This is a genomic window from Rufibacter ruber (assembly GCF_014138425.1).
GTDB classification, from domain to species: domain Bacteria; phylum Bacteroidota; class Bacteroidia; order Cytophagales; family Hymenobacteraceae; genus Nibribacter; species Nibribacter ruber_C.
This window is the reverse complement of record NZ_JACJIQ010000010.1, coordinates 136827-160601: the sequence shown is the minus strand read 5'-3', so window position 1 is coordinate 160601 and position 23775 is coordinate 136827. Positions and strand designations below refer to the sequence as shown.

Sequence of the window (23775 nt, the reverse complement as noted above, 5' to 3'; positions counted from 1 at the left end):
TTTGCGTTTCCGGGCTTCTTTTTGAAAAACAGGGCTAAAACGGTTATTTCAGCGTGAAAGAGGACGTACCAATAAGGTAGCCGCCTGAGTAGAATTCAACGGTATGTTTGCCGGTCTTGTACGGGCTGCCTTTGGAGTACAGGAACGTGACCTGCTGCTGTGAGTTGTCAAAGACCACGTCACGTTTGCTCGTGTAGAAAATCTCTTTGCCTTCGTACTCAAATGTTCCAGAACCGGTGGCCAGGTTGTAGAGGGCAGAGCCGTCTGGCTCAATCAGACGCATCATGATCTCTTTGTTTTCCTTGGGCGCCACCTCGTTTCTGCCAAGCCTGAACGTGAATTTGATCTTGTCTACGCGCTTGGCTTTGTACTCCTCGTCATCGTCTTCTTTCTCTTTGCCTTTGTCATTCAGGATGGTCACCTGAATATGCTGGGCCTCCAGCTTTGAGGCCAGGGCTACCTTTTCCTCCAGTTCCTTGTTGGTAGAAGAAATTCTGCTGATGGAGTCAGACAGCTTGTTCTGGGTGGTCTTCAGGCCCGTCACCTCGGTGAAAAGCTCCTCATTGGCCTCCTGCAGCTTGGCCATCTCCTCGTCCTTTTTCCGGAGGGCCACTTCCAGGTTCTGCGCCCGCTGCTGGAAACGTTTCTGGTCAGCAATGGTGAACGAGCTGTTCCGGAAAGACCGGAGCTGGGCCAGGTCAGAGTTAATAGCGGCAATGCGGGTTTCCAGGGAGTCATTGGCCAGGCCCAGGGACCTCAGTTCGTTGCTCTGGCGCTCAAAATCAGCCTTGAGGGCTTCATAGACTTTGATCTGGTTCTCCAGTTCGGTATTCTTTACTTTAATAATTTCCTTCTGCTCCTCACTCTCCTGCGTCTTCTGCTGCTGCATGTAAATGAGAATACCATTGATGCTGAGCAGTACAATAATAAGGCCTACCACTAAGAGTTTGCGGTTGCTGTCCTTTTCGGGTGTTTCGGTTGCCATTGGGTAATTGGGGTTGGTGAATGGATTTCCGCCATTTCGTATTCTTACAAAAATACGGTTCTATCTATCCTTTGCAAATAACGGGTTAAAATACTTCCTTGGGGCCATGCCTACAGAACAAGACTTAAATGAGGCCTACTGGGCAAACCGGTACCGGCAAAACCAGACCCAGTGGGACGTGGGGGCCGCCACTGAACCGCTCAAGGCGTACATTGACCAGCTCACCCGCAAAGACCAGCGTATCTTACTGGCGGGCGGCGGAAATGGTTACGAAGCCGAGTATCTGCACCAGCAGGGGTTCACGCAGGTCTTCCTGCTGGACTTTGCGGCTGAGCCATTGGCCAACTTTCAGCGCCGGGTGCCTGACTTCCCGCGGGAGCACCTCCTGCGGCAGGATTTCTTTTCCTTAACGCCGCACCGGTTTGATTTGGTATTGGAGCAGACCTTCTTCTGCGCCCTGCCCAGACACCGGCGTGCGCAGTATGCCCGCCAAGTCTTTGACCTGCTGGTTCCTGGCGGGAAGCTGGCTGGGGTTCTTTTTTCTGAGGAATTTGAGAAAGAGGGGCCGCCCTTTGGCGGGACCGCCCCGGAATACCAGTCCTATTTTGAGCCGTATTTCAGGTTCAGCCACTTTGCACCCTGCTACAATTCTATCAAACCTAGACAGGGGCGGGAATTGTTTATAGTGCTGGAGCGGCGGGAGCGCATGCAGTTTCTGGCGTGAGATTCTAGAATTTGCTTAATTTTGGACAAAGGCCGAAGACATGCCACTGGGAGCGGCACAACAGCTGCCGCCGGTATTTCTGTTTTTGGGCTGTTTTTCTGAAAACAGGCCTAAAACAGCTTTTAACTCTTCTGCCAAACCATAACTTCGTAACGTATTTGAACCATGACTATTTCCATCCCTAAACTACAACATACAGACAGCGGCAACTTCTTCCTGATGGCGGGCCCGTGCGCCATTGAGGGCGAGGAGATGGCATTGGAGATTGCCGGTGAGCTGGTGCGCATCTCTAACCGGCTGCGCATCCCGTTGATTTTCAAAGGTTCTTACCGCAAAGCAAACCGTTCCCGCCGTGACTCGTTCACCGGCATTGGCGACGAGAAGGCGCTGAAGATCCTGGCCAAAGTGAGCGAGACCTTCGGGATCCCCACCGTGACCGACATCCATGAGAGCCATGAGGCGGCCATGGCCGCCGAGTACGTTGATGTGCTGCAGATCCCCGCGTTCCTCTGCCGCCAGACAGACTTGTTGATTGCCGCCGCTGAGACCGGCAAAGTGGTGAACATCAAAAAAGGCCAGTTCCTGTCTGGGGAGTCCATGAAATTTGCCGTGGAGAAAGTGCGGGACTCCGGCAACAACAACGTGATTCTCACCGACCGCGGCAACAGCTTCGGGTATTCTGATCTGGTGGTGGACTTCCGGAATATTCCGGCCATGCGGGAAAACCAGGTGCCGGTGGTCATGGATGTGACGCACTCCTTGCAGCAGCCTAACCAAACCTCTGGCGTAACCGGCGGCCGCCCCGCGCTGATTGAGACCATTGCCAAAGCGGCCATTGCCGTTGGCGCAGACGGTTTATTTATTGAAACGCACCCAACGCCCGCCACTGCCAAGTCAGACGGAGCCAACATGCTGCAGCTCTCTAACCTGGAAGGTCTGCTGGAGCGTCTGGTAAGAATCAGGGAAGCAATCCGCTAGAGGGGAATCCCTGTTTTGGGGCTGTTTTTCTGAAAACAGCCCCAAAACAGGGGGAATCCTTTTCTTTTACAACATTCCTGTGTCTTCTTTGGCGCAAGCATTTGCTGATGCCCACGCACTCCTTTTCAGAAACCCGTGGTCACCAGCAAATGCTTGCGCCATTTTTATTAAAAGACATTTGGCTAAAAACGCAGCGTGAAATGCTGCTTGGGCTGGTTGGTCCGGAAGAAAACGAGGCCCATGTAGAAGAGGTCTACTGTGAGCAGCACTTGCGGGTGCTGCTTTATTTTCTGCCAGGCTTGGGCCATTTCAGCAGACCAGTAGATGTCATCAAAGATGAAGACGCTGCCTTCATGGGCTTTGGGCAGACACAAATCAAAGTAGCGGAGAGTAGGTTCCAGACGGTGGTTGCCGTCAAAGAACACAAAGTCCAGCTGCTCTATCTGTTCAAGGGTTTGGGGCAGCGTCTGGTCCATATTGCCTTCCACCAGCCGCACGTTCTGCAGCCCCAGGTACTGCATGTTTCTCCTGGCCTGGGCCGCAATGGCTGGGCATCCCTCCAGGGTGTAGAGGTTTGCCTTTTCCCTGGCCAGACCCAGATAGCCGGTGGTGAGGCCAAGGGAGGTGCCCAGTTCCAGAACAGTGGCGGGTTGAAAATGGTTGGCCAGCCTGAACAGCAACTGCCCCAGACGGGCCGGTTTGGCCGCAGTGCGGGCAATGTCTGCCACTTTGCGTTTTCTGGTGTTTTGGGTATGGGAGCCGGCCCCAAAGTCAGTGACGGCCAGCTCTGTCTGGTCTTGCAGCAGCTTTTCTCTGAGGGCCTCTACCTTGTCATAGGCCAGGAAATGGCCGTTGTGGTGAATGATAAAGCAGTAGAGATTGAATACAAAAGGGGAGTGCAGGCCATGTGCATTCCCTGAACGCCACCAGAACGAGGCGTACCTGTAAACCATAGCGGCCTGTTGCAACAAGAGCAGTGATTAGTTAAGCTTGTAAGGAACAATTAAGGTGAACTCCGGAATGGACACGTAGAACTGACGCCCGTCTACCAGGCGCTCCATGAGAAACGTGCCCGCCATTTTACCAATGCTGGTCTTAAGGTTGCAGCCAGACACATACTGGTGGCTCTCGCCGGGTTCCAGCACCGGTTGCTGCCCTACCACGCCTTCGCCCTCCACTTCGCGCACCTCATTGTTAGAATCATAGATGTGCCAGTGGCGGCGTAACAACTTTACCGTAAATTCGCTGTTGTTCTCTATAGAAATCTTATAGGCGAACACAAAGTGCTGCTGGGCCGGACTGGAGTAGTCAGGGAGGTAGTTCGTGGTAACGTGAACGGTTACTCCTTGGGTTGTTTTCGTATCCATGCGTGCCTTTATTTGGTATAAAGAAGAACAGCCTATCTGGTAAATAAGTTTAGCCAGCCGGATTCTTGCTTAAAATTACACAGAAAACCATTAACATGTCACCTCTCTATGCAGGTAAAAATTGAAAGCAGCTGGCAACAGGTCCTGCAAGACGAATTTGAGAAGCCTTATTTTCAGGAGCTCATCCAGTTTGTAAAGTCAGAATATGCCACTACAGAAGTTTATCCGGCTGGTAAAAACATTTTCCATGCCTTTGAGGAATGCCCGTTTGACCAAGTGCGGGTGGTCATTCTGGGCCAGGACCCGTACCACGGCAAAGGGCAGGCCAACGGGCTGGCATTCTCGGTGAGTGAAGGAATCAGAACGCCTCCCTCTTTGCTTAACATATTCAAAGAGATAGAGGCAGATTTAGGGAAACCCATTCCGCGCAGCGGAAATCTGGAGCGTTGGGCAGAGCAGGGGGTGCTGTTGCTGAATGCCACCCTTACCGTACGGGCCCACCAGGCGGGTAGCCACCAGAAGAAAGGCTGGGAAGAGTTTACTGATGCCGTGATCAAGAAGGTGTCTGACCTGAAGGAAAACGTGGTGTTCCTGCTGTGGGGAGCTTATGCCCAGAAGAAAGGCCAGATGATTGACAGCCAGAAGCATCTGGTGCTGAAAGCGGCCCACCCCTCACCGTTTGCGGCAGACAAAGGGTTCTTTGGCACCCGGCATTTTAGCAAGGCCAACGCCTATCTAAGAGGGCACGGCCAGCCCGAGATTGACTGGTAGCCTGGGTTTCTGTTTTGGGGCTGTTTTCTGAAAAACAGCCCTAAAACAGAACCTGTTATTTTATTCCGCCAAAGGCGGCAAAGCAGGAGTTCTTGTGCAGGAGCTCCACTTGTTTGAATCCCACCTTACGTAAGAGGTCCAGTTGAAAAGTAACAGAACGGGGCGAGTCTTCCTTTTCAATATAGGCCAGCACGTGGTTTCTGTAGTCCAGGCCGCCCACGCTGGTAAGATAGTCACCGTAGCGTTGCCACATGAGCTGGTCAATCTGGGGAGTGGCCTGCACCACCAGGTCAGAGATCCAGAAGGAGCCGCCGTCTTTCAGGCTGTGGTACAGTTTCCGGAACACAAATTCCCATTCTTCTTCTTCCCGCAGGTGGTGCAGCACCGCACCGGCCAGAATCACATCAAACTGCTTTTCAGGAAGCGGCACTTCCCTGATATCTCCCTTTAGGGCCTTTACTTCACCCCTGGTTTCTGCTTGCACCCGTTGCTGCGCCCTCTGCACCATGGGCAGGCTCAGGTCTACCAGCGTGCAGTTCAGGTGCGGGAGTTTAGATAGCATTTTCAAGGTGAAATTACCGGCGCCACAGCCAATGTCAAGAAGGTGCCGGGCATGCGGTGTAGCATACTGGGCCGCTGAGGTGATGAGCTCCAGGCATAAAGGGGCGTCTATGGTAGACAGCTGCCCGGTCTCTAGGTTGGAGAAACGTTCTACCTCCTGATCAAAACGCTGTTCTATTTCTTGCACGGTTGACTTGGCCGTAAAAGGGGTTGCCATAGGTGTGAGTAGTTGGTTCTTTTAAGCCGAAAAGGTAAAGGTTTCTTTGCCGGAAGAAAAGGGTGTTTCTGGCTTCTTTTTCAAAAAACAGCTCTAAACCAGCGTTGGCTAGGGAAGGAGTTCGCGCAGCGGGACCAGTTGGTAGCCGCGCCTTTTGAGCTCCTGCAGCAGAAAGTCCAGCTGGTGGTACAGTTTATCTGTCCTGGCCGGATCAGTACCCAGGTGCATGAGCAGCAGAAAGCCGTTGAGGCCGTGTGGATCTTTTTCTTCCCGCTCCCAGATAGAATCCAGAATGGTTTGGCTGGAGCGGTATTGCCTGCCCAGGCTGGGGTAGGTGTAGTCTGCGTGCGAAAGGGTGCCGGAGGTGTAGTTGATAAGGGTGAAGCCTGCCTCTGTGGTCCAGTTGGCAATCTGCTGGTTGTACCACTCATAGGGGGGCAGAAAGAAAGGGGCTTCTTCTTTGGCGACCCCAAAGCGCGCCATTTCTGCATAATTGGCCATGAGATCTACCATGAACTGGCGCTTGGAAACCAGCAGGGAGTCCCGCTTGCCCCAATCTGCGTACAGCAGGTGCCGGTCTGAGTGGGCCCCCAGGTAGTGCCCGTCTTTTTTCAGGCCTTTAATAACGGGTGCAAAACCGGGGTTGCGGTAAAAGTCTCCGGTAAGAAAGAAGGCCGCGGGTACGTGGTGCTTTCTCAGGGTTTTTCTGATGACCGGGTAACCATCTGCAAACTCATGGCCGGTGAAGACCAGCGCCAGCTGTTTTTGCGCGGTGTCCCCCCTGACTATGGCCCCCTGGTACCGGGTTACTTTTTTTTTATTTTCCTGACTTTGCCTTTCTCTTTGCCTTCCATCTGGAGTGAGGAGAGCAGAAAGCTGAGGCTGGCGGTGCCATCCATGGTGGGTTCATTGGTTGAATAGTCGCCGTGGTCATCATGGTACACCGCCAGATTAGACTGATAGGCGGCAAACTCGTCTTCGGCATCTAGTTTCAGCCCTTTCAGGTTCTTGAAGATGCTGTTGTACACAGGACCGTCTACCAGGCCTCCCGCCAGCTTATAGCCCATGAGCAGGGAGAGGGAGGAGTGGGGGGAGTTGGGGAACTCACCGCTCTGGGGCAACCCTACCACCATGCTGGTGCCCCAAGGGTTCATCCCAAACAGCCAATCCCGCAGTGCCGCCTCCATCTCCACATAACGGCGGTCACCAGTAAGTTGGCGGTACAACACCGCCTGGGTTACCAGGCCCGCCACCAGATTGTTAGAGCACCAGATAAACGGTACCCCCATGTTAAAGGCATTTTTTCTGCTGCGCCTGAAAACCGCCTCCAGCCCGTTGCTCAGGTTGCTGATGAACTCCTGCCGTATGGCTTCGTCTTTAGAGGCGCCCAGGTAGAAATGGCCCAGGTTGATGAACGGGTACCATTGATAGTGGCGGGCGGTGTCTTTGCCCAGCCAGGGGGTCTGCGGCTCCTGTCTGCCAAACTCGGCGGCTTTCTCCAGAAATTCGGTGGCACCGGTCTGGTGGTACAGTTGTACGGCGGCCAGTTCCATGTCATCTACCCAATTGTCTTCCTCATAAAAATAGGGGGCTCTGCCGGGGGCGGTCTGGCTCACGCCGGGTCTGGCCAAACCAAACTCATATGCCTGCCTGGCTTTGGTCTGGAGAAGCTGAGCGTACTCAGGGTAGTAATCGGCCAGGAGCTGGGCGCCCATGCTGAACGCTGAGGAAAATTTTCCGGCCGTGGAGGCCACCCCGGTAGAGCGGTTTTTGTACTGGAACGCCCCCTGCGGTTTGTCAGAAACTACGTACACCGGCCGGCCGTTGCCGGCGCCTTTGCCATAATTCACCCGGTCATAGATAGGCAGCCGGTAGCCGGTGTGGTCGCGGTCATCTGCAATCTGGTTGAACATGAGGTCAGGCTTGGGGTACATTTTCAGGAGCCAGTCCAGTCCCCACTTTGCCTCATCTAAAATGTCTGGTACCCCGTTGCTGCCGGGCAGGCCGTTGTCAAAATAGTTGTCCCCAAAGGCCTTGGGGTTCTGCTGGTAGGCAAACAACATCTGGAATACGGCATTGGCCGAGGTGGTCACATACTGCAGGTAATCTGAGGCGTCATGCCAGCCGCCACGGGCATCAATGAAGGTGGAATCCACCTTCGGGTCTGGGTGAAACACCACAAAGCCGTCTTTGGTATGGCAGGAGTCTCTGAAGAAAGGGTTGAAACCGCAACGCTGCTGCCGCATGTAGTGCAGCACATAGTCTGCGGTGTTATCATACACGTCTGGGCTTACCCTGAATTTAGGAGAAATAGCCCCGCCGGCTTTAATGAAGAAATTGCCGGTCTTCCTGAATTTGGAGAAATCCAGGCGGTAGGTATTGGTAAAGGCGGCATACGGGCCAAAATCTTTAGACTGCTTCCCTTTGAAGACTTCCTTGCCCGTGATCACATCATGCACCGTAAAGTTGTTGCCTTTGAGCGGTTCTTTGCTGGCCAGTACGGCTATTTTGGTGGAGGTAGGCAAATACCCCATCTGGTTGATCCTGACCCAGCTCTTTAGAGGAGCCGATTGGCCAAGTGCCAGGGAGCCGTTCAGGAAAACAAGCAATAGGAGAAGCGGGACAATTCTACGCATGGAAAAAGGTTTCTAGCGGGGCTAATTTAACTTTTCTTCCGTTTCACGGAAAGAAGAATATGCAAAACGCCAGCTTGGGGCTGGCGCTCTGCTTTAGTAGTAATTGGGTAGTTTCTGTTTTTGGCCTGTTTTTACAAAAACGGCTCCAAAACAGGGATATTATTTGATACCCATGAAAATTCTGCTCCAGCGAATCTTATCAAAGAACCCGGCATTAGGGTCTGCTGACATCCAGACCAGAACGGCCTTGCCTACCACATGGTCTTCAGGCACAAAACCCCAGTAGCGGGAGTCTAGGGAGTCATGGCGGTTGTCACCCATCATCCAGTAATAGTTCTGCTTGAACGTGTACTGGGTAATGGCTTTGCCAGCAATGGTGATGCTGCTGTCTGTGACTACCACGTTTTCATTGCCTTCATACTTCCTGATCACCATTTCATACAACGGAATGGTTTGGGCGTTGATCTGGACTGTCATGCCTTCTTTGGGTACCACAAAAGGACCGAAGTTATCTTTGTTGTAGGGGTACATGCTGGGCTTGAACGGGAACACGTCTGGCTGCGCCACACTGTCTTTCCTGATAATCACATTGCTGATGAACTCAAAGCCTTTGAGCTGCTGGGCAGTCTCTGGGGAAGTGTTCACCACGTAGCCGGCCCCGCCGTACAGTTCCTGAATATCTGTAATGTTGTTTTCTTTAAAGAAGTTGGGGTTCAGGGGCGTCTTGGTGAGCAGGAAATACGAATACTGTACTTTCTCCGGCTCAGGGACCAGCTTGTCATTGATGTACACCTGCAGGTCTTTCATCTGGATTTTGTCACCGGCAATGGCAATACAGCGCTTGATGTAGTTGGTACGGAGGTCTACCGGGTGCTGCTCTTCTGGCGGGAAGTTGAACACGACCACGTCATTGTTCTTCACCTCAGAAAAGCCTGGCAAACGGTAAGACGGCAGCTGGATGGCATCTGAATAAGACGGGATATTGGTGCCCCAGATGGTTTGGTGGGTGAGCGGTACCTGCAGCGGTGTTTTTGGGGTTCTGGGGCCGTAGTGCAGCTTGCTCACAAACAGGTAGTCTCCCACCAGCAGTGACTTCTCCATAGAGGGAGTGGGAATGGTATAGGCCTCAAAGGTAGCCCACCTGATCAGGGTGGCCGCTACAACGGCAAACAGAATGGCGTCTCCCCATTCCCGCAAAAAGCCTTTTTTCTGTTTAGGCTGTTTATTCTCTTTCGTCCAAAAACGGATGCTCATGTGATCTTTTTTAAAGTTCCAGCAGGTCAGGCATTCCAAAGATGCCCTGGCGGCCCGGGAGCCATTCAGCGGCCAAAATGGCGCCGGCGGCAAAACCTTCTCTGCTATGGGCTATATGGTGTAGCTCAAAGGTATCGTTTTCTGAGGTGTATTGCACAATATGCGTCCCAACAACTTCACCCTCCCGCTCAGATTCAATCCCCAGCATTTCAGGGTTGTGGGTAGCGTTGTTCACCCAGCCTTGTTTCTGAGGGTAATGCGCCATAATGCCATCAGCAATGGTCAAGGCGGTGCCGCTGGGCTTGTCTAGCTTGTGAATGTGGTGAATCTCTTTCACCTGCACCGCATACTCGGGGTACCGCTGCATTTTTTTCGCCACATATTCATTAAAATGGAAGAAGAGGTTCACCCCAATGCTGAAATTAGAAGCGAAAAAAAGTGAGCCTTGGGCGGCCGCGCATTGCTCAGTCACCAGGGGCAACTGCTCCAGCCAGCCCGTGGTACCCACCACTACGGGAATCCCTTTTTCAAAGCAGGTGAGAATATTGGGTACGGCGGCGGCCGGGCTGGTGAACTCAATGGCCACATCTACCTGTTCTGCCGTGAATTCCTGTAACCGGTCTGCGTCTTCTATGGTCAGGGTGCCTACAATCTCATGCCCTTTGGCCTTGGCCAGACGCTCAATTGTTTTCCCCATTTTACCGTAGCCAATCAGAAGGATGCGCATGTTATCTGTTCAAGTTAATTTGTAAGGTAAGGCCAGCCGCATAAGAAGAGGAGTGGGCCACTTGCTGCATTCCCGGGGTAAGCCGGAAAGAAAGGTCGTCTCCCACGTCAAAGCCCTTCAAGTGTGCGTGTACGTGGGCCTCCATCACGTTCAGGCCCCAGGCCAGCACCCCCAGAATGATGTCAAGGTCCCGGTATTTCCTGAAAAAGTCGCGGCTTCGCTGGAGATTCCTGTCACCCTGGTCGTTGGGCAGCCCCTGGGCGTACAGTCCCTGGTTGGCGTATTGGTCTATGGTATTGGGGTCACCGTCAAACCGCACTCTGATTGCTTTGGAAAAGCCCTGGTACTGCCTGTTGTTGTCATAGATGAAATACCCAATGACAGCCCCAGTAGCATAGATCAAAGGAATTTTCCAGTAGCTCTTGTTGTACGCCTGCCCTAATCCCGGAACCACCAGAGAATAGAATGCTGCCTTGGCTGGCCTGCTCCAATTCTTAAAGCCTTTTTTCTGGGTGGTATCTATGGCCACCGTGGCGGGAGTGGCCACCACTACAGAATCTGGTCCGGCGGTTACCACTTGCGCCTGGGCGTGGTAGGCCGTTCCAAGAAGAACTAGTACGAAGGAGAAAAGTGCCGCCCAATGCCGCATTTATGAGTAATTTAAAATTTCCAGAATCCGGTTCAACTCATCTACAGACACAAACGGGATCTTGATTTCCCCTTTGCCCTCTGCAGAGGCTTTCACTTGAATACGGGTTCCGAAATAGGATGATAGCCTTGTTTCTACCCGCTTCACTTCATTCTCAAACGGATGAAGGTCTAATTTGGTCTGCGGGTCTGGCTTTTTGTTTTCCTGGTTGATCTTGCGAACCAGCTCCTCCACCTTGCGCACAGAGAGCTCCTCGTTCACAATTTTGCGGTACACCTCCAGCTGCTTCTCCACATCATCAATGTTGATCACGGCGCGGGCGTGCCCCATAGAGATCATGTTATCCCTGATCCCTATCTGTATGTCTGGCGGCAGTTTTAGCAGGCGCAGGTAGTTGGTGACTGTGGTGCGCTTTTTGCCTACCCGGTCACCCAGCTCCTCCTGCTTGAGGTTACACTCTGAGAGCAGGCGCTGGTAGCTGAGGGCAATTTCAATGGCATTGAGGTTTTCCCGCTGAATGTTCTCAATCAGGGCCATCTCCAGCATCTGCTGGTCATCAGCTTTTCTGATGTAGGCGGGAATAGACTCCAGACCGGCCAGTTTAGCGGCTTGAAAACGGCGTTCCCCGGAGATCAGCTGGTAGGCCTCTGCGTTGAGCTGCCTTACCGTGATAGGCTGAATGATGCCTTGAATTCTTATAGACTCGGCCAGTTCCTCCAGCGCCACCTGATCAAAATGGGTACGCGGCTGAAAGGGGTTGGTCTCAATCTGGGTTAATTTTATCTCTGCGATGGTATTGACCTCATGAAGGGTAGAAGAATCAGACTTTCGTTGTTCATAGCCGCCAGAGATCAGGGCGTTCAAGCCCCTTCCCAATCCGCCGGCTTTCTTTTTGGCTGAATTATCAGACATGTACTTTTCTCTTTCTAAAATTATTGGGCAACGGCCACCCCGTTTTTCTCTACAATCTCACGGGCCAGGTTCAGGTAGCTAATGGCTCCCTTGCTCTCTGCATCATGCAGAATGGCCGGCACCCCAAAGCTGGGGGACTCACTCAACTTCACGTTACGGGGTATAATGGTGTCAAACACCATCTGCTGGAAGTGGGTTTTCACTTCTTCCACCACCTGGTTAGACAGGCGCAGGCGCACGTCATACATGGTCAGTAGCAGCCCTTCAATCTCCAGGTCAGGGTTCAGGCGTGACTGAATGATCTTAATGGTATTGAGAAGCTTGCCCAGCCCTTCCAGGGCGAAGTATTCACACTGCACCGGTATGATAACAGAGTCTGCGGCCGTAAGTGAGTTCACTGTGATCAGACCCAGCGAAGGGGAGCAGTCAATGATGATGAAATCATACTTCTCCTTGAGCGGCACCAGCACTGATTTCATTTTCTCCTCCCGGTTGGGCAGGTTGATCATCTCTACCTCAGCGCCCACCAGATCAATGTGTGACGGGATCAGGTCCAGGTAATCAATAGGGGAGGTGAGAATGATCTCCTGCACGCTGGTCCCGTCTACCATGCACTCATAGATGCTGTTCTCAATATCTTTCGGGTCAAACCCGATGCCGGAGGTGGCATTGGCCTGCGGGTCAGCATCTACCAGCAGGGTTTTAAATTCTAAAGCGGCTAAGCTGGCTGCCAGGTTGATCGCCGACGTGGTTTTGCCCACGCCGCCTTTCTGGTTGGCAACGGCAATAATTTTTCCCATTCTACAGGTTACAGTTCAATAGTTTGACCAATCTCCATCAAAATCAACTCCTTCTGCTGGCGCCTTGCAAGCTCCAGCGCTTCAATATGATCAATCTCTATGTAAGGGAAGGTGTCATAATGCATCCCTATGATCTTTTTAGTGTTCACGTAATTGGCCGCCACCAGGGCGTCTTCTACATCCATGGTGAAGTTGTCGCCTATGGGCAGAAAGGCAAAGTTCACGTGGTACCGGTCGCCAATCAGTTTCATGTCTAGGGTAAGGGCGGTGTCACCGGCAAAGTAGAAGGTCTTCTCTGCGCTTTCTACCACGTACCCGCCGGCAGTACCGGCGTAAGAACCGTCTGGCAGGGAGCTGGAGTGAACGGCGTTCACCATCTTCACCGTCCCGAAGGGCAGGTGTACCTTGCCGCCGGTGTTCATGGGGTGTACCTTCTCTATGCCCTTGTTCTGGTACCAGCTCACAATCTCAAAATTAGCCACCAGCGTAGCCCCGGTTTTTTTCAACAGATACTCGGCATCTGCCACATGGTCTGCGTGGCCGTGTGACAGCAGGATGTAGTCGCACTCAATCTGATCCAGATCCACCTCAGACGCCAGAGGGTTAGGGGTGATGAAGGGATCAAACAGCACCCTGGTGCCGCCCAGATCGCACAGAAAGCAGGATTGACCGTAATATGTAATTTCCATAATCTTCGTGCTGAATTGACTTTTTGCCTGCACTTTACAGTTCAAGCTTGCACAAAGATAACGCTTTTTACATACACTTTTCAGCGCCAATTATCAACACTTTGCAGGTATTTATCCCCATTTTTTGGCGAAGATATTTGCGGGGCCAGAAGAAGCGAACCGGTTCGCCAGCCCCCGGGCCAGCACCCCTTCCCCTGCTTTCCGGGGGGGGAGAATGGCTGCTGTCAGTACGCTGAGCGCCCTTGGCCCAGCTCCTGGATTAGAACGCCTAACCCACTAAAAAAGTCTTCCCACCCTGAATTTTAGCACGGAAGTGGTGCTGGCGACGGTGGTTCTTGATCCTGTTTTTGGCGTGTTTTCACAAAAACAGGCCGAAAACAGGGAAGGGCTCTGGCAATTCAGCCCGTTGCTTTAATATAGGCTTCTCAGCGCAGGCTAAACGGGCAGCGTAAGTTTCTGGCGAAGCGATGTATGAAAGGCTGAGCCCCGCCATAGCGGGAGAAAAGGGTAAAGTCAGGTTCCTGTGATTTTGTTTGGCCGCGCACAAGACTGATCTAAAATGGCCGCCCCGTGCAGGAGGCTTAGCCGGTCCCAAGATCGTGGTTTGGGGCTGATATCAAAAAACTAGCCCAGAAACGCCACTCAGAGGTTCTTGCACTTCTTGCCGGTGCATGCCTTGGGGTGGCGTGAAGGATCACTCCTCCTCCCTGCAATCACAAAAGAGCAGGAAGGGCCTGAAACAGCAAAACCCGGCTGTAAGGCCGGGTTTTGCTGTTTTAAAGTGGCACGCTTATTTGCCGCCTTTCTTACGTTTAGATTCCTGCTCTGCGGCGGCCTTCATGGCATCCTGTAAGCGTTTTTGGAAACCTCCCTTAGGCTCTTTGCCTTTGTTTTTCTCATGGTAATCATCCAGGTTCTTCCGGATCTTCTGGTCATCTACAAAGTATCTGATCAGGGCCTGCTGGCCAAAGGTGACAATGTTGGAGACAAAGTAATAGAAACTCAGACCGGCAGGGAAGCTGTTCAACACAAACATGAAGATCACCGGCATGAGGTAGGAGTAGAACTTCATGGGCCCTTGCACGGTGCTCACCTGGTTGTTGGACCATGTGTACAGAATGGTGGAGGCCGTCATCAGGAGGGTAAACATGCTCACGTGGTTGCCATAGAACGGAATGGTGAACGGCAGCTTGGCAAACACGTCATACGTACTCAGGTCATGGGCCCACAGGAATGGCTCCTGCCGCAACTCAATAGAGTTGGGGAAGAAGTTGAACATGGCAAACAGGATAGGGATCTGGAGCAGCATAGGAATACAGCCGCTCATGGGGTTTACGCCCATCTTGCTGTACAGGGCCATGGTTTCGGCCTGCGTCTTTTGCATATCCCCCTCGTTCTTCTCTTTAATGGCGTCAATCTCAGGCTTCAGCACCTTCATCTTGGCCATAGAAACGTATGACTTGTAGGTCAGCGGGCTCAGGATCAGCTTAATGTACAGCACCAGTAAAATAATAATGATACCGTAGTTGCCAATGAAGTCTTCCAGGAAGTCAAAGGCCGGAATGATGAGCAGCTTGTTCACGTACGCGAAGATGCCCCAGCCCAGCTCCAGGTTCTGGTCAAAGTCATCGGTCACATTCTTCAGCACGTCATAGTCATTGGGGCCGAAGAAGTAGGTGAAGTTGGCTTTGCCGCTTAACGCATCCTGGATAGGAATGTCAAGTTTAGACTTGAGCGTTTTCACCTGGAGGGTGTCTTCCGGACGGAAAGAGCTTTCCACCTCCACGTTCTCAAAGCGGTTCTGGGCAATGATGGCGGCGGTGAAGAAATTCTGCTTGTTGGCTACCCATTTCACGGGCTCCTCCAGTTTCTCAATCTCAGGGTCAGTGGCGCTGGCAGAAAGCTTGTCAAAATCCCCCTCCACAGTCAGGTAGTTGACGGTAGAATGGTTGCGGTTCTGCTTGATGTCCTGCTCCAGGCGCTTCAGCTCATCTGTCCAGGTAAGGGTGATGGGCTTCTGGGCCACCAGTTGGTCCATGCCCCTGAAGTATAGCTGGTAGTCTACCTCATAAGACAGGTCCCGTAGAACATACACCTGCTCAATTACCTGGCCGGGGGCCACCTGGGCGGTAAAGGTCACCTTTTTAGCCGGGGCATTGTCAACGGTGGCTGAGGCAACCCCAGAAGGTTGGAAGTTCAGGTCAGACAGACGGACTGTTTTGCCAGAGGCCGTCTGAAATGAGAAAACCTGCTGGCTGCTCTCGGTGTCAAACAGGATAAGCGGCTTCTGGTCCCAGGTTTTGTAGTCTTTGAGTAGAACCTCTTCTACCTTGCCGCCCTGGCTGCCCAGGGTTACCCGCACCACTTCGTTCTCCAGCACCACCTGCTGGTTGGTGCCGGTGGCCAAAGAGGCGAACTCCCCCAGTTGGGAGGCACGTTGCGCCGTGGCGATAGAATCATTGAGGGGAGTGGCAGCTGCCGTAGAATCTTTTCCGGCCGCCGCTCCGGTAGTGGTAGTGATAGCTGGCTCAGCCGCTTGAGGGGCTGGTCCGTCCATGAAGAAAATGCTGTACATCAGTATCAGCACGGCAATCAGGCCCAAGCCTATTGCTTGATTTTTATCCATATTGACTTCTAAGTGGTTATTTGTTTTTATTTTTTGTGTAGGTGATGGCGGCTTTCACAAACCGCACAAACAGCGGGTGCGGGTTAAGCACGGTGCTTTTCAGCTCTGGGTGGAACTGCGCGCCCACAAACCAGGGGTGGTTCTGCAGCTCAATCACCTCCACCAGCCCGGTGTCTGGGTTCACGCCAGAGGCCACCATGCCTGCTTCTTCAAACGCCTGCAGAAACTGGTTGTTGAACTCGTACCGGTGGCGGTGGCGCTCAGTGATGTGCCCTTTGCCGTAAGCCTGGTAGGCTTTAGAACCCCGCTTCAGGTCACAGGCATAGGCCCCCAGGCGCATGGTGCCGCCTTTCTGGGTGATTTGCTTCTGCTCTTCCATCATGTCAATCACGGCATGGGTGGTTTCAGGGTTCATCTCTGTAGAGCTGGCGTCAGGGTAGCCGAGCACGTTGCGGGCAAACTCTACGGCTGCCGTCTGCATGCCCAGGCAGATCCCAAAGAACGGAATTCCCGCCTCGCGCACAAACCGGATAGCCTCCAGTTTTCCTTCAAAGCCGCGCTCCCCAAAGCCGGGGGCTACCAGCACGCCGTCCATGCTCTCCAGGTGCATGTGCACGTTTTCATGTGTGATGAACTCAGACTGGATGAACTTGAGGTGCACCTTGCACTCATTGAAGGCGCCGGCGTGGATAAAAGACTCAATAATTGATTTGTAGGCGTCTGGCAGTTCCACGTATTTCCCCACCAGGGCAATGTTCACCTCCTCGGTTGGGTTTTTGAGGCGGCCCAGAAACTCTTTCCAGCTGTCCAGGTTGATCTCCTGGCGGCTGGTCAGTTTCAGTTTCTTGATCACGCGCTCGTCCAGCTTCTCTTTTTTCATGAGAAGCGGCACATCATAGATGGTTTCAGCGTCTAGCGACTCAATGACCGCGTTGGGTGCCACGTTGCAGAACAAGGCGATCTTGCGGCGCATTTCAGCGGGAATGGAGTGCTCAGAGCGGCAAACCAGAATGTCTGGGTTCACGCCAGACTCAGACAGCGCCTTTACAGAGTGCTGGGTGGGTTTGGTTTTCAATTCACCGGCGGCTTTCAGGTACGGGAGCAAGGTCAGGTGAATGACCACGCTGTCACTGGGGTTGAGCTCCCAGCGCAACTGCCGTACGGCTTCAATGAACGGAAGGGATTCAATATCACCTACGCACCCGCCAATCTCTGTGATGACCACGTCAAACTCACCACTCTGGCCAAGAAGCAGCATGCGGCGTTTGATCTCGTCTGTGATGTGGGGTACCACCTGCACGGTTTTTCCCAGGTAGGCGCCCTGGCGCTCCTGGGTAATGACGTTGTGGTAAATGCGGCCGGTGGTGACGTTGTTGGCCTGCGAGGTGGGGGCGTTCAGGAAACGCTCATAGTGCCCCAGGTCCAGATCTGTTTCAGCACCGTCATCGGTTACATAGCATTCGCCGTGCTCATAGGGGTTGAGCGTGCCGGGGTCAATGTTAATGTAGGGGTCAAATTTTTGGATGGTTACAGAGAAACCTCTCGCTTGCAGAAGTTTAGCCAAGGAAGCAGAGATGATGCCTTTCCCGAGAGAGGAAGTCACACCCCCCGTAACAAAAATATATTTAGCAGAAGCCATAAGTAGTGTTTGTCTTATGGACTGCAAAGTTACTGTAAATAATTAGAACGGCAGGCAAAATGTTTGGGAACCAACAGGAAATAAAGCAGCGGAGCCCGTATAGGGCTGTTTCTGAGCTGTTTTTCTGAAAGTAGCCCGAAAACAGAAAGTACAGGTTTCCTTTATTTCCGCAGGTCACCCTATTATGGTTGTGGCCCCCTGGTACCAACTCTGCCGCTTTCACAAGGCCGGTTGGATTTTTCTGTTTTGGGGCTGTTTTTTAGAAAACAGCCCCAAAACAGAAAAAACGAAGAGCCCGCCAGGCAGGGCTATTGCTCTATCCAGAGAATGGAGTTGCCGGTGTTATGCTCATTCTGCTCCCACAGCTTGTTCGCGGGGTCTAAGATCCAGTTACCGTTCACCACAAACTTGTAGCGGGTTTTGCCGGGGGAGAGGTGCACCTGGAACACCCACTCGTTGTCTTCGCGCCGCATCACAAAAGACTCTGGGTCCCAGTTGTTGAAGTCGCCGGCCAGGGTCACTTTTTTGGCATTGGGGTAGCCTTTGAGCCGGAACGTGTAGTTGGGCTGAATGATCAGGTAAGAGTTTCCGCGCTCGCCCCCCCGGTTGGGGTTGGCTGGGTCTGCAATCATTTTGCCGTCTACCTTGAATTTATAGGCGTAATTGCCGGGGCCCAGGGTGTAGGGGATCTCCCAGCCGGTTGCGGTTTTGCTGAGGAAGAGCTCATCTTCGCGCCAGCCGTTAAAGGAGCCGGTGAGCACCACTTGCCGGGCGCTGGGGTAGCCATGCAGCTTGAACAGGTGCGGCTTGCCCAGCCGAATGACGGAGTTGTACTGCCCAAACTCATTGGGGTATTTGTTCGGGTTGGAGGGGTCTTCATACCAGCTGCCGTCTACAATAAAGCGGTAGGTGTGGGTGCCTTCGGCTAAGTAAAGGGGCAGCTCCCAACCGTGGGGGGTCTTGACAAGCAGCAGTTCCCGCTCACGCCAGTCATTGAAGCTCCCGGCCAGGTAGACCCGTCTGGCATTGGGGAACGAGGGCAGCCTGAACAGCCAGTTGGTTTTGTAGAAGACAGAGTTGGTGTTGCCGCGCCCGTCATTCTCCCGGAGCTGGTTGTCTGGATCAATGAGCCAATTCCCGTCTACCACAAACTTATACCAGTATTTGCCGCTTTTAAGGGAAACCGGGGCAATCCAGCCGCTGTCGGTTTTGGTCATGGGCAGGGCCTCTGGCGCCCAGTTGTTGAAGCTGCCGGCCAAGGTCACTTTTCTGGCCTTTGTGAAGTTGCGCAGGAAGAAGGTGACCGTGGAGTTGGTGGCCGGAAAGGGGTCTTTGCCTTTAAACCGGTTGTACCCGTACCTGATATCTGACCGTACCGCCGGAAAAAGGGCCGCTATGGCCTTGAGGTCCTGGGAAAGGTTCATGCGGTCTAGCGAGCTATTGATGCTGCCGGCACCAGACATGGGCTTGCTGAGGAGCACACGGTTTGGATCATTGGCCTCCAGGTGCCAACCGGCCGCGCGCAGGGAGTCAGCCCTGTTTTCTCTGAGTAAAGTTTTAAGGCCAAGCTCTTTCAGGTCAAACTGGGTGATAAAGCTGTCTAGCGCGGTGGTTCTGATCTGCTTGCTCAGCTCAATGTACATTTTGCCCTGCTTCACCGTGTATTTCTTCTCCGGGTTCTGCGCAAGGGCCGCCAAGGGCATTACCACCAGGAGCAGCCAGAAGAAGCCGCCCCGGCAGAACTGCCGTTTGTATGTTTGCCACCTGCTGCTCATTTGAATAGGTACATTTTATTCGTCACAAAATTAAAGCCCACTTTGCGTTCTGCCAGGAAACTGTAGCCAAGCACCCCGTTCACGCACCCGTTATAGGTGAAGCAGGTCTTCTCAAAATTGGTGATCAACACATCCATGGCCCCAAAGCTACGGTTCCCAATCACCAGATTGTCTAAAGAGCCAAACAGCGCCTCCACTTTTTTGTTCCCGGTTCCCGTTAGCATGACCCTGCGGGAGATGGCTACGCTTTCCAGAATCTTGTCTGGCAGCCTGCTGTCCAGCAGGTTGGTCTCTGCGCCGCTGTCAATAATGAACTCAATTTTTTTGCCGGCCACCTCTGTGCTGGTGACTATTTTGTTGTCTTTGAAGTAAATGGGAACCTCGTGAAAAGCGGCCGTGTCTGAGAGGTGGGCGCTTTTAAAGGTCTTTGCTTCTTTTTTACTGATCAGTTGCAGGTACAGCAGGTTGTTTTCATAATCAATAATCATTTCAAACCGCTTGAATAGTTCCATGCCCAGCAGCCCCAGTATTTTAACCCCTTTGGCATTCTCCAGGTGCCCCAGGTTTGTGAGGTGGGCCTTGGAGCGCAGGTACTTGAACGGACCCATGGTAAATTTTTTCACCCAGGTGCTGGCCACTGCCTGGGAGGTGCCCGTGACGCTGGTCTGCTCTGCCTGGCTGGAGCGGGAGATGGGGTACTGCCTGAAATAGGTGATGTTCAAAACCAGATGGGGGGCCCCGGTGTCTAAGATAAAGTTGCCCACGGTGGTGTCTGCGGTGGCCTTGATCAGAATCAGGTTGCCTGCCCGGGTAAAGGGAATCACCGCCGAAGAGGAATCTGACTCCATAAAAGGCTCCAGCAACGCCTCCATGTCCAGTACAGGTTCACCTGAATACCGTGCCGCCGGGGCGGAAAAGGTAGTGTCAGGGGGAGGCACAGCGGCACCGGCCGCCTTTGTTGCCAGCAGCAGCAGTACTAGGAGAAACCAAGACCGGGGTGATATTTTGCCCACGAACCGCCTTATAATCTTTCGTTTTACATCTAAAGGTAACGGTAGTGAGGCAAAAAAGAAATACCTGTTTCTGAGGTGAAGCAGCAGAGGTGTTTCCCCTCCTATAGAATGGTGAAATGCGTTTTAGGGCTGTTTTCCCAAAAACAGCCCTAAAACGCATTTGCGGGAAGTACGCAGCAGACTGAAAAGCAAAAGCCCCACCTGCTCAGGCAGGTGGGGCTTGTTAGGCAATGATGGGAATTTATTCGGCCAGGGCCGCCACTTCCTTTTTCTGGTAGGCATCTGCGTGCACGTTGGCCACGGCTCTGCCAGAAGGGTCATTGAGGTTTTTGAAAGAGGCATCCCACTCCAGGGCCACCGGGGTGCTGCACGCCACAGACGGCACTGACGGTACAGATAGTGCCGCCGCGTCACTGGGGAAATGCCTGGCGAAGATACTTCTGTAGTAATACTCCTCCTTGCTGGCCGGGGTCTGGATGGGGAACCGGAACCGGGCATTGGCCAACTGCTCATCACTCACCTTCTCGTTCACCATCTCTTTGAGGGTGTCAATCCAGCTGTAGCCCACGCCGTCTGAGAACTGCTCCTTTTGGCGCCACGCCACGCTGGCGGGCAGATAATCTTCAAAGGCCTTTCTCAGTATCCATTTTTCCATGCGCTCACCGTTGATCATTTTGTCCTGGGGGTTGATGCGCATGGCCACATCCATGAACTCCTTGTCCAGGAACGGTACGCGGCCCTCAATGCCCCAGGCGGCCAGTGATTTGTTGGCCCGAAGGCAGTCATACATGTGCAGTTTGTCCAGTTTCCGCACCGTCTCCTCATGAAGGGCCTGGGCGCTGGGGGCCTTGTGGAAGTAGAGGTAGCCGCCAAAAATCTCATCTGAACCTTCGCCGGAGAGCACCATCTTGATGCCCATGGCCTTGATGGCCCGTGCCATGAGGTACATGGGCGTTGACGCCCGCACGGTGGTCACATCATAGGTTTCCAGGTGGTAGATGACATCTTTGATGGCGTCAATCCCCTCCTGAATGGTGAATTTGATCTCATGGTGCACCGTGCCAATGAAGTCAGCCACTTTCTGGGCCGCCGCTAAATCTGGGGAACCTTCCAGGCCTACGGCAAACGAATGAAGCTGAGGCCACCAGGCGGCTTCCTCGTCATTGCTCTCTATGCGTCTCTCTGCGTATTTCTTGGCAACGGCTGACGTGATAGAGGAGTCCAGCCCGCCGGAGAGCAGCACGCCATACGGCACATCACTCATCAATTGCCGGTGCACGGCCGCCTCTAACGCCTCCCGGAGCTCCTGGATGTTGGTTTCATTCTCTGCCACATTCTTGTATTCCATCCAGTCACGGTCATACCATTTCTGGAAGCCCTCTTCTTTGCTGGAAAGATAGTGGCCCGGCGGGAACAGCTCAATTTTGGTGCAGCGGCCCTCCAGGGCTTTGAGTTCTGACGCCACAAAGAAGGTGCCGTTCTGGTCCCAGCCAATGTACAGCGGGATGATGCCCATGTGGTCACGGGCAATGAGGTACTCGTTGTTTTCAATATCATACAGCGCAAACCCGAAGATGCCGTTCAGCTCGTCTAAGAATTTGGCCCCTTTTTCTTTGTAAAGCGCCAGGATCACCTCGCAGTCAGACTTGGTCTGGAAGTTATAGGCGTTGGTCAGTTGGTGGCGCAACGCCAGGTGATTGTATATTTCGCCGTTGGCGGCCAGCACCAGGCTGCCGTCTTCACTGAACAACGGCTGCTTCCCGGAGATAGGGTCTACAATAGCCAGGCGCTCGTGGGCCAGGATGGCTTTTGCGTTACTGTACACGCCGCTCCAGTCTGGCCCCCGGTGCCGAATGCACTTTGCCATTTCCAATACCTGGGGACGCAACGCCTCAGGAGACTCTTTTAAATCAAAAGCACAAACAATTCCACACACAGTACTTACATTTTTAAGGTTCGTTTAACAAATATCGTATAAAATGTTTACAAACAAAGTGAATTTCACAAACATATTAAAAATATGTTGCAAATAATTTAATGATACGGGATAGGGTTGGTTCTGTTCTGATACGTTGAACAAAGGGTGATACAGACGTAGGCGAGCGAGTAGGGAAAAAGGTGGTATTGGAAAAGTTGAAAGGAGGGGGACAGGTGCAACTTATAGGTGCTGTAGATGTTTATTGTCTTTCTGTTTTGGGGCTGTTTTTCTGAAAACAGCCCCAAAACAGAAAGTAACAGTAGGCTAAGCTTTAAAACTGGTAACCACCTGTATAAGCCTGGCCACCATTTCCTGGGTAAGGTCTAAATGGGTTACCATTCTGATCTGCTTAGGCCCGAAGGAGGAGGCTAAGATGCCGTTTTCCTTCAGAAACTCTAAGTAGCGGTCATTGTTGACCTCTGGAGCCAGGGTGAAAATAATAATGTTGGTTTCTACCGGCATCACCTCTGTCACATAGGGTGCCGCCTGCAGCGCGGCACCTAGCTGGGCGGCCCGGTCATGGTCTTCCTGCAGGCGGTCAATGTTGTGTTGAAGGGCGTAGAGTCCGGCTGCCGCCAGGTAGCCTGCCTGCCGCCAACCGCCCCCCAAGGCCTTGCGTACCCGTTTGGCCTGCTCTATCAGAGGCTTGGGGCCCAGGAGCAGAGAACCCACGGGGGCGCCCAGCCCTTTGGAGAGGCAGACCGAGATGGTGTCAAAGTAGCGGCTGTAGGTTTCTGGAGCATCGCCGGAGGCGGTCAGGGCATTGAACACCCGGGCGCCGTCCAGGTGCAGCGCCAGCCCGTGCTGTTTGCACACCTCTGAAATGGCCGCAATCTCTGGTAGGGTGTAGAACGAGCCGCCGCCTTTGTTGGCGGTATTCTCTAAGGAGACCAGCCGCGTGACCGGATAGTGTATATTGTCTGGGTTAATGGCGGCGGCCACCTGTTCTGCCGTTATCTTACCCCGCACCCCCTCAATCAGATGCACTGACGCCGCTGAGTTAAAGGCAATACCGCCCACCTCGTATAAATAGACGTGGCTGGTGCGTTCGCAAATGACCTCTGTGAGCGGCTGGGTGTGCAGTTTTATGGCAATCTGGTTGGTCATGGTGCCAGAAGGGCAGAAGAGGCCCGCTTCCATCCCGAAGAGGCTGGCCCCGTACGCCTGCAGCTCCAGTACCGTTGGGTCTTCACTGTACACATCATCGCCCACGGGCGCCTTGAACATGGCTTCCAGCATAGCAGGCGAAGGTTTGGTGACCGTATCACTCCGGAGATCAATCAAGTTCATGTGATTTTTATTCTGGTAAGGGTTGAGATTGTAAAAATAAAAACTTACTTTTGCGATTCAATTTTAAATATTGACCGATGGCAGTTACCAGATTAAAAAGAAAAGACCGCAAGAATAAGGCAAGACAGAACAACAAAGTGCGTGTGATTAAGCAGTTGTTGTCTACTCCAGTGATCAAGAATGT

Annotated in this window: 21 protein-coding genes; 3 read left to right on the top strand and 18 right to left on the bottom strand. The window is 53.0% G+C overall.

The genetic code is table 11. The features are described from left to right. Window positions 1-43 precede the first annotated feature (43 nt). Window positions 44-985, bottom strand: a complete 942-nt coding sequence (locus FHS90_RS13220) for a DUF8428 domain-containing protein (protein ID WP_066831354.1) — start codon at window positions 983-985, stop codon at window positions 44-46. Window positions 986-1091: 106 nt separating this feature from the next. Between FHS90_RS13220 and FHS90_RS13215 the strand changes: the two genes are divergently transcribed. Both FHS90_RS13215 and kdsA read left to right on the top strand, forming a co-directional pair. Further along, entirely contained in the window at window positions 1092-1709 is a 618-nt protein-coding gene (locus FHS90_RS13215) for a methyltransferase domain-containing protein (protein ID WP_182513381.1), read from the top strand. 165 nt (window positions 1710-1874) lie between these two features. Beyond that, on the top strand, window positions 1875-2687 hold the full coding sequence (kdsA, locus tag FHS90_RS13210) for a 3-deoxy-8-phosphooctulonate synthase (RefSeq protein ID WP_182513380.1): 813 nt from the start codon (window positions 1875-1877) through the stop codon (window positions 2685-2687). Window positions 2688-2869: 182 nt separating this feature from the next. On the opposite strand, the gene FHS90_RS13205 is transcribed toward kdsA, so the two are convergent. Together FHS90_RS13205 and apaG are read right to left on the bottom strand one after the other, a co-directional pair. Beyond that, complete coding sequence (locus FHS90_RS13205) at window positions 2870-3640, bottom strand: O-methyltransferase (protein ID WP_182513379.1); 771 nt, start codon at window positions 3638-3640, stop codon at window positions 2870-2872. 27 nt (window positions 3641-3667) lie between these two features. Further along, complete coding sequence (gene apaG / locus FHS90_RS13200) at window positions 3668-4054, bottom strand: Co2+/Mg2+ efflux facilitator ApaG/CorD (RefSeq protein WP_066829780.1); 387 nt, start codon at window positions 4052-4054, stop codon at window positions 3668-3670. 108 nt (window positions 4055-4162) lie between these two features. Here apaG and ung point away from each other — a divergent pair, with 108 nt between their 5' ends. Continuing rightward, entirely contained in the window at window positions 4163-4825 is a 663-nt protein-coding gene (gene ung / locus FHS90_RS13195; RefSeq protein ID WP_066829783.1) for a uracil-DNA glycosylase, read from the top strand. Window positions 4826-4880: 55 nt separating this feature from the next. Here the strand turns inward: ung and FHS90_RS13190 are convergent, their stop codons facing one another. From FHS90_RS13190 to ltaE, 15 genes are all read right to left on the bottom strand, one after another. Beyond that, complete coding sequence (locus FHS90_RS13190; RefSeq protein ID WP_182513378.1) at window positions 4881-5603, bottom strand: class I SAM-dependent methyltransferase; 723 nt, start codon at window positions 5601-5603, stop codon at window positions 4881-4883. Between the two features lie 108 nt (window positions 5604-5711). Beyond that, window positions 5712-6356, bottom strand: coding sequence for a polysaccharide deacetylase family protein (locus tag FHS90_RS22290; protein ID WP_246387021.1), 645 nt, complete (start codon window positions 6354-6356; stop codon window positions 5712-5714). A 53-nt stretch (window positions 6357-6409) separates the two neighbouring features. After that, window positions 6410-8239, bottom strand: a complete 1830-nt coding sequence (locus FHS90_RS13185) for a glycoside hydrolase family 9 protein (RefSeq protein WP_066829789.1) — start codon at window positions 8237-8239, stop codon at window positions 6410-6412. 159 nt (window positions 8240-8398) lie between these two features. Beyond that, window positions 8399-9493, bottom strand: coding sequence for a signal peptidase I (gene lepB, locus FHS90_RS13180; protein WP_066829792.1), 1095 nt, complete (start codon window positions 9491-9493; stop codon window positions 8399-8401). Between the two features lie 10 nt (window positions 9494-9503). After that, window positions 9504-10220 carry a 4-hydroxy-tetrahydrodipicolinate reductase gene (gene dapB / locus FHS90_RS13175; protein WP_066829795.1) on the bottom strand — a complete coding sequence of 239 codons (717 nt, stop codon included), beginning with the start codon at window positions 10218-10220 and terminating at the stop codon, window positions 9504-9506. Between the two features lies 1 nt (window position 10221). After that, window positions 10222-10869 carry a DUF5683 domain-containing protein gene (locus FHS90_RS13170; RefSeq protein ID WP_066829798.1) on the bottom strand — a complete coding sequence of 216 codons (648 nt, stop codon included), beginning with the start codon at window positions 10867-10869 and terminating at the stop codon, window positions 10222-10224. Then, a complete protein-coding gene (locus FHS90_RS13165; protein ID WP_066829801.1) occupies window positions 10870-11781 on the bottom strand; it encodes a ParB/RepB/Spo0J family partition protein in 912 nt (303 codons plus the stop codon). Between the two features lie 20 nt (window positions 11782-11801). Further along, on the bottom strand, window positions 11802-12581 hold the full coding sequence (locus FHS90_RS13160) for a ParA family protein (protein ID WP_066829804.1): 780 nt from the start codon (window positions 12579-12581) through the stop codon (window positions 11802-11804). 8 nt (window positions 12582-12589) lie between these two features. Continuing rightward, on the bottom strand, window positions 12590-13270 hold the full coding sequence (locus FHS90_RS13155) for a metal-dependent hydrolase (RefSeq protein ID WP_066829807.1): 681 nt from the start codon (window positions 13268-13270) through the stop codon (window positions 12590-12592). A gap of 790 nt (window positions 13271-14060) precedes the next feature. Beyond that, entirely contained in the window at window positions 14061-15896 is a 1836-nt protein-coding gene (gene yidC / locus FHS90_RS13150) for a membrane protein insertase YidC (protein ID WP_182513377.1), read from the bottom strand. Window positions 15897-15912: 16 nt separating this feature from the next. After that, window positions 15913-17535, bottom strand: a complete 1623-nt coding sequence (gene pyrG, locus FHS90_RS13145; RefSeq protein WP_066829819.1) for a CTP synthase — start codon at window positions 17533-17535, stop codon at window positions 15913-15915. Window positions 17536-17843: 308 nt separating this feature from the next. After that, on the bottom strand, window positions 17844-19310 hold the full coding sequence (locus tag FHS90_RS13140; RefSeq protein ID WP_066829823.1) for a glycogen-binding domain-containing protein: 1467 nt from the start codon (window positions 19308-19310) through the stop codon (window positions 17844-17846). After that, the gene (locus tag FHS90_RS13135) at window positions 19307-20248 is read right to left on the bottom strand and encodes an aspartyl protease family protein (protein ID WP_153042546.1); all 942 of its coding nucleotides are present in this window, start codon (window positions 20246-20248) and stop codon (window positions 19307-19309) included. The genes FHS90_RS13140 and FHS90_RS13135 overlap by 4 nt, the downstream gene beginning before the upstream one ends. A 316-nt stretch (window positions 20249-20564) precedes the next feature. Continuing rightward, window positions 20565-22259 (bottom strand): asparagine synthase B, encoded by a 1695-nt coding sequence (gene asnB / locus FHS90_RS13130; protein WP_066829827.1) that lies wholly within the window; start codon window positions 22257-22259, stop codon window positions 20565-20567. A 306-nt stretch (window positions 22260-22565) separates the two neighbouring features. Further along, the gene (gene ltaE, locus FHS90_RS13125) at window positions 22566-23591 is read right to left on the bottom strand and encodes a low-specificity L-threonine aldolase (RefSeq protein ID WP_066829829.1); all 1026 of its coding nucleotides are present in this window, start codon (window positions 23589-23591) and stop codon (window positions 22566-22568) included. Between the last annotated feature and the right edge of the window lie 184 nt (window positions 23592-23775).

Coding starts and splice junctions, on each gene's coding strand:
- FHS90_RS13220 (WP_066831354.1), bottom strand. CDS start 985: ATGGCAACCGAAACACCCGAAAAGGACAGCAACCGCAAACTCTTAGTG.
- FHS90_RS13215 (WP_182513381.1), top strand. CDS start 1,092: ATGCCTACAGAACAAGACTTAAATGAGGCCTACTGGGCAAACCGGTAC.
- kdsA (WP_182513380.1), top strand. CDS start 1,875: ATGACTATTTCCATCCCTAAACTACAACATACAGACAGCGGCAACTTC.
- FHS90_RS13205 (WP_182513379.1), bottom strand. CDS start 3,640: ATGGTTTACAGGTACGCCTCGTTCTGGTGGCGTTCAGGGAATGCACAT.
- apaG (WP_066829780.1), bottom strand. CDS start 4,054: ATGGATACGAAAACAACCCAAGGAGTAACCGTTCACGTTACCACGAAC.
- ung (WP_066829783.1), top strand. CDS start 4,163: ATGCAGGTAAAAATTGAAAGCAGCTGGCAACAGGTCCTGCAAGACGAA.
- FHS90_RS13190 (WP_182513378.1), bottom strand. CDS start 5,603: ATGGCAACCCCTTTTACGGCCAAGTCAACCGTGCAAGAAATAGAACAG.
- FHS90_RS13185 (WP_066829789.1), bottom strand. CDS start 8,239: ATGCGTAGAATTGTCCCGCTTCTCCTATTGCTTGTTTTCCTGAACGGC.
- lepB (WP_066829792.1), bottom strand. CDS start 9,493: ATGAGCATCCGTTTTTGGACGAAAGAGAATAAACAGCCTAAACAGAAA.
- dapB (WP_066829795.1), bottom strand. CDS start 10,220: ATGCGCATCCTTCTGATTGGCTACGGTAAAATGGGGAAAACAATTGAG.
- FHS90_RS13170 (WP_066829798.1), bottom strand. CDS start 10,869: ATGCGGCATTGGGCGGCACTTTTCTCCTTCGTACTAGTTCTTCTTGGA.
- FHS90_RS13165 (WP_066829801.1), bottom strand. CDS start 11,781: ATGTCTGATAATTCAGCCAAAAAGAAAGCCGGCGGATTGGGAAGGGGC.
- FHS90_RS13160 (WP_066829804.1), bottom strand. CDS start 12,581: ATGGGAAAAATTATTGCCGTTGCCAACCAGAAAGGCGGCGTGGGCAAA.
- FHS90_RS13155 (WP_066829807.1), bottom strand. CDS start 13,270: ATGGAAATTACATATTACGGTCAATCCTGCTTTCTGTGCGATCTGGGC.
- yidC (WP_182513377.1), bottom strand. CDS start 15,896: ATGGATAAAAATCAAGCAATAGGCTTGGGCCTGATTGCCGTGCTGATA.
- pyrG (WP_066829819.1), bottom strand. CDS start 17,535: ATGGCTTCTGCTAAATATATTTTTGTTACGGGGGGTGTGACTTCCTCT.
- FHS90_RS13140 (WP_066829823.1), bottom strand. CDS start 19,310: ATGAGCAGCAGGTGGCAAACATACAAACGGCAGTTCTGCCGGGGCGGC.
- ltaE (WP_066829829.1), bottom strand. CDS start 23,591: ATGAACTTGATTGATCTCCGGAGTGATACGGTCACCAAACCTTCGCCT.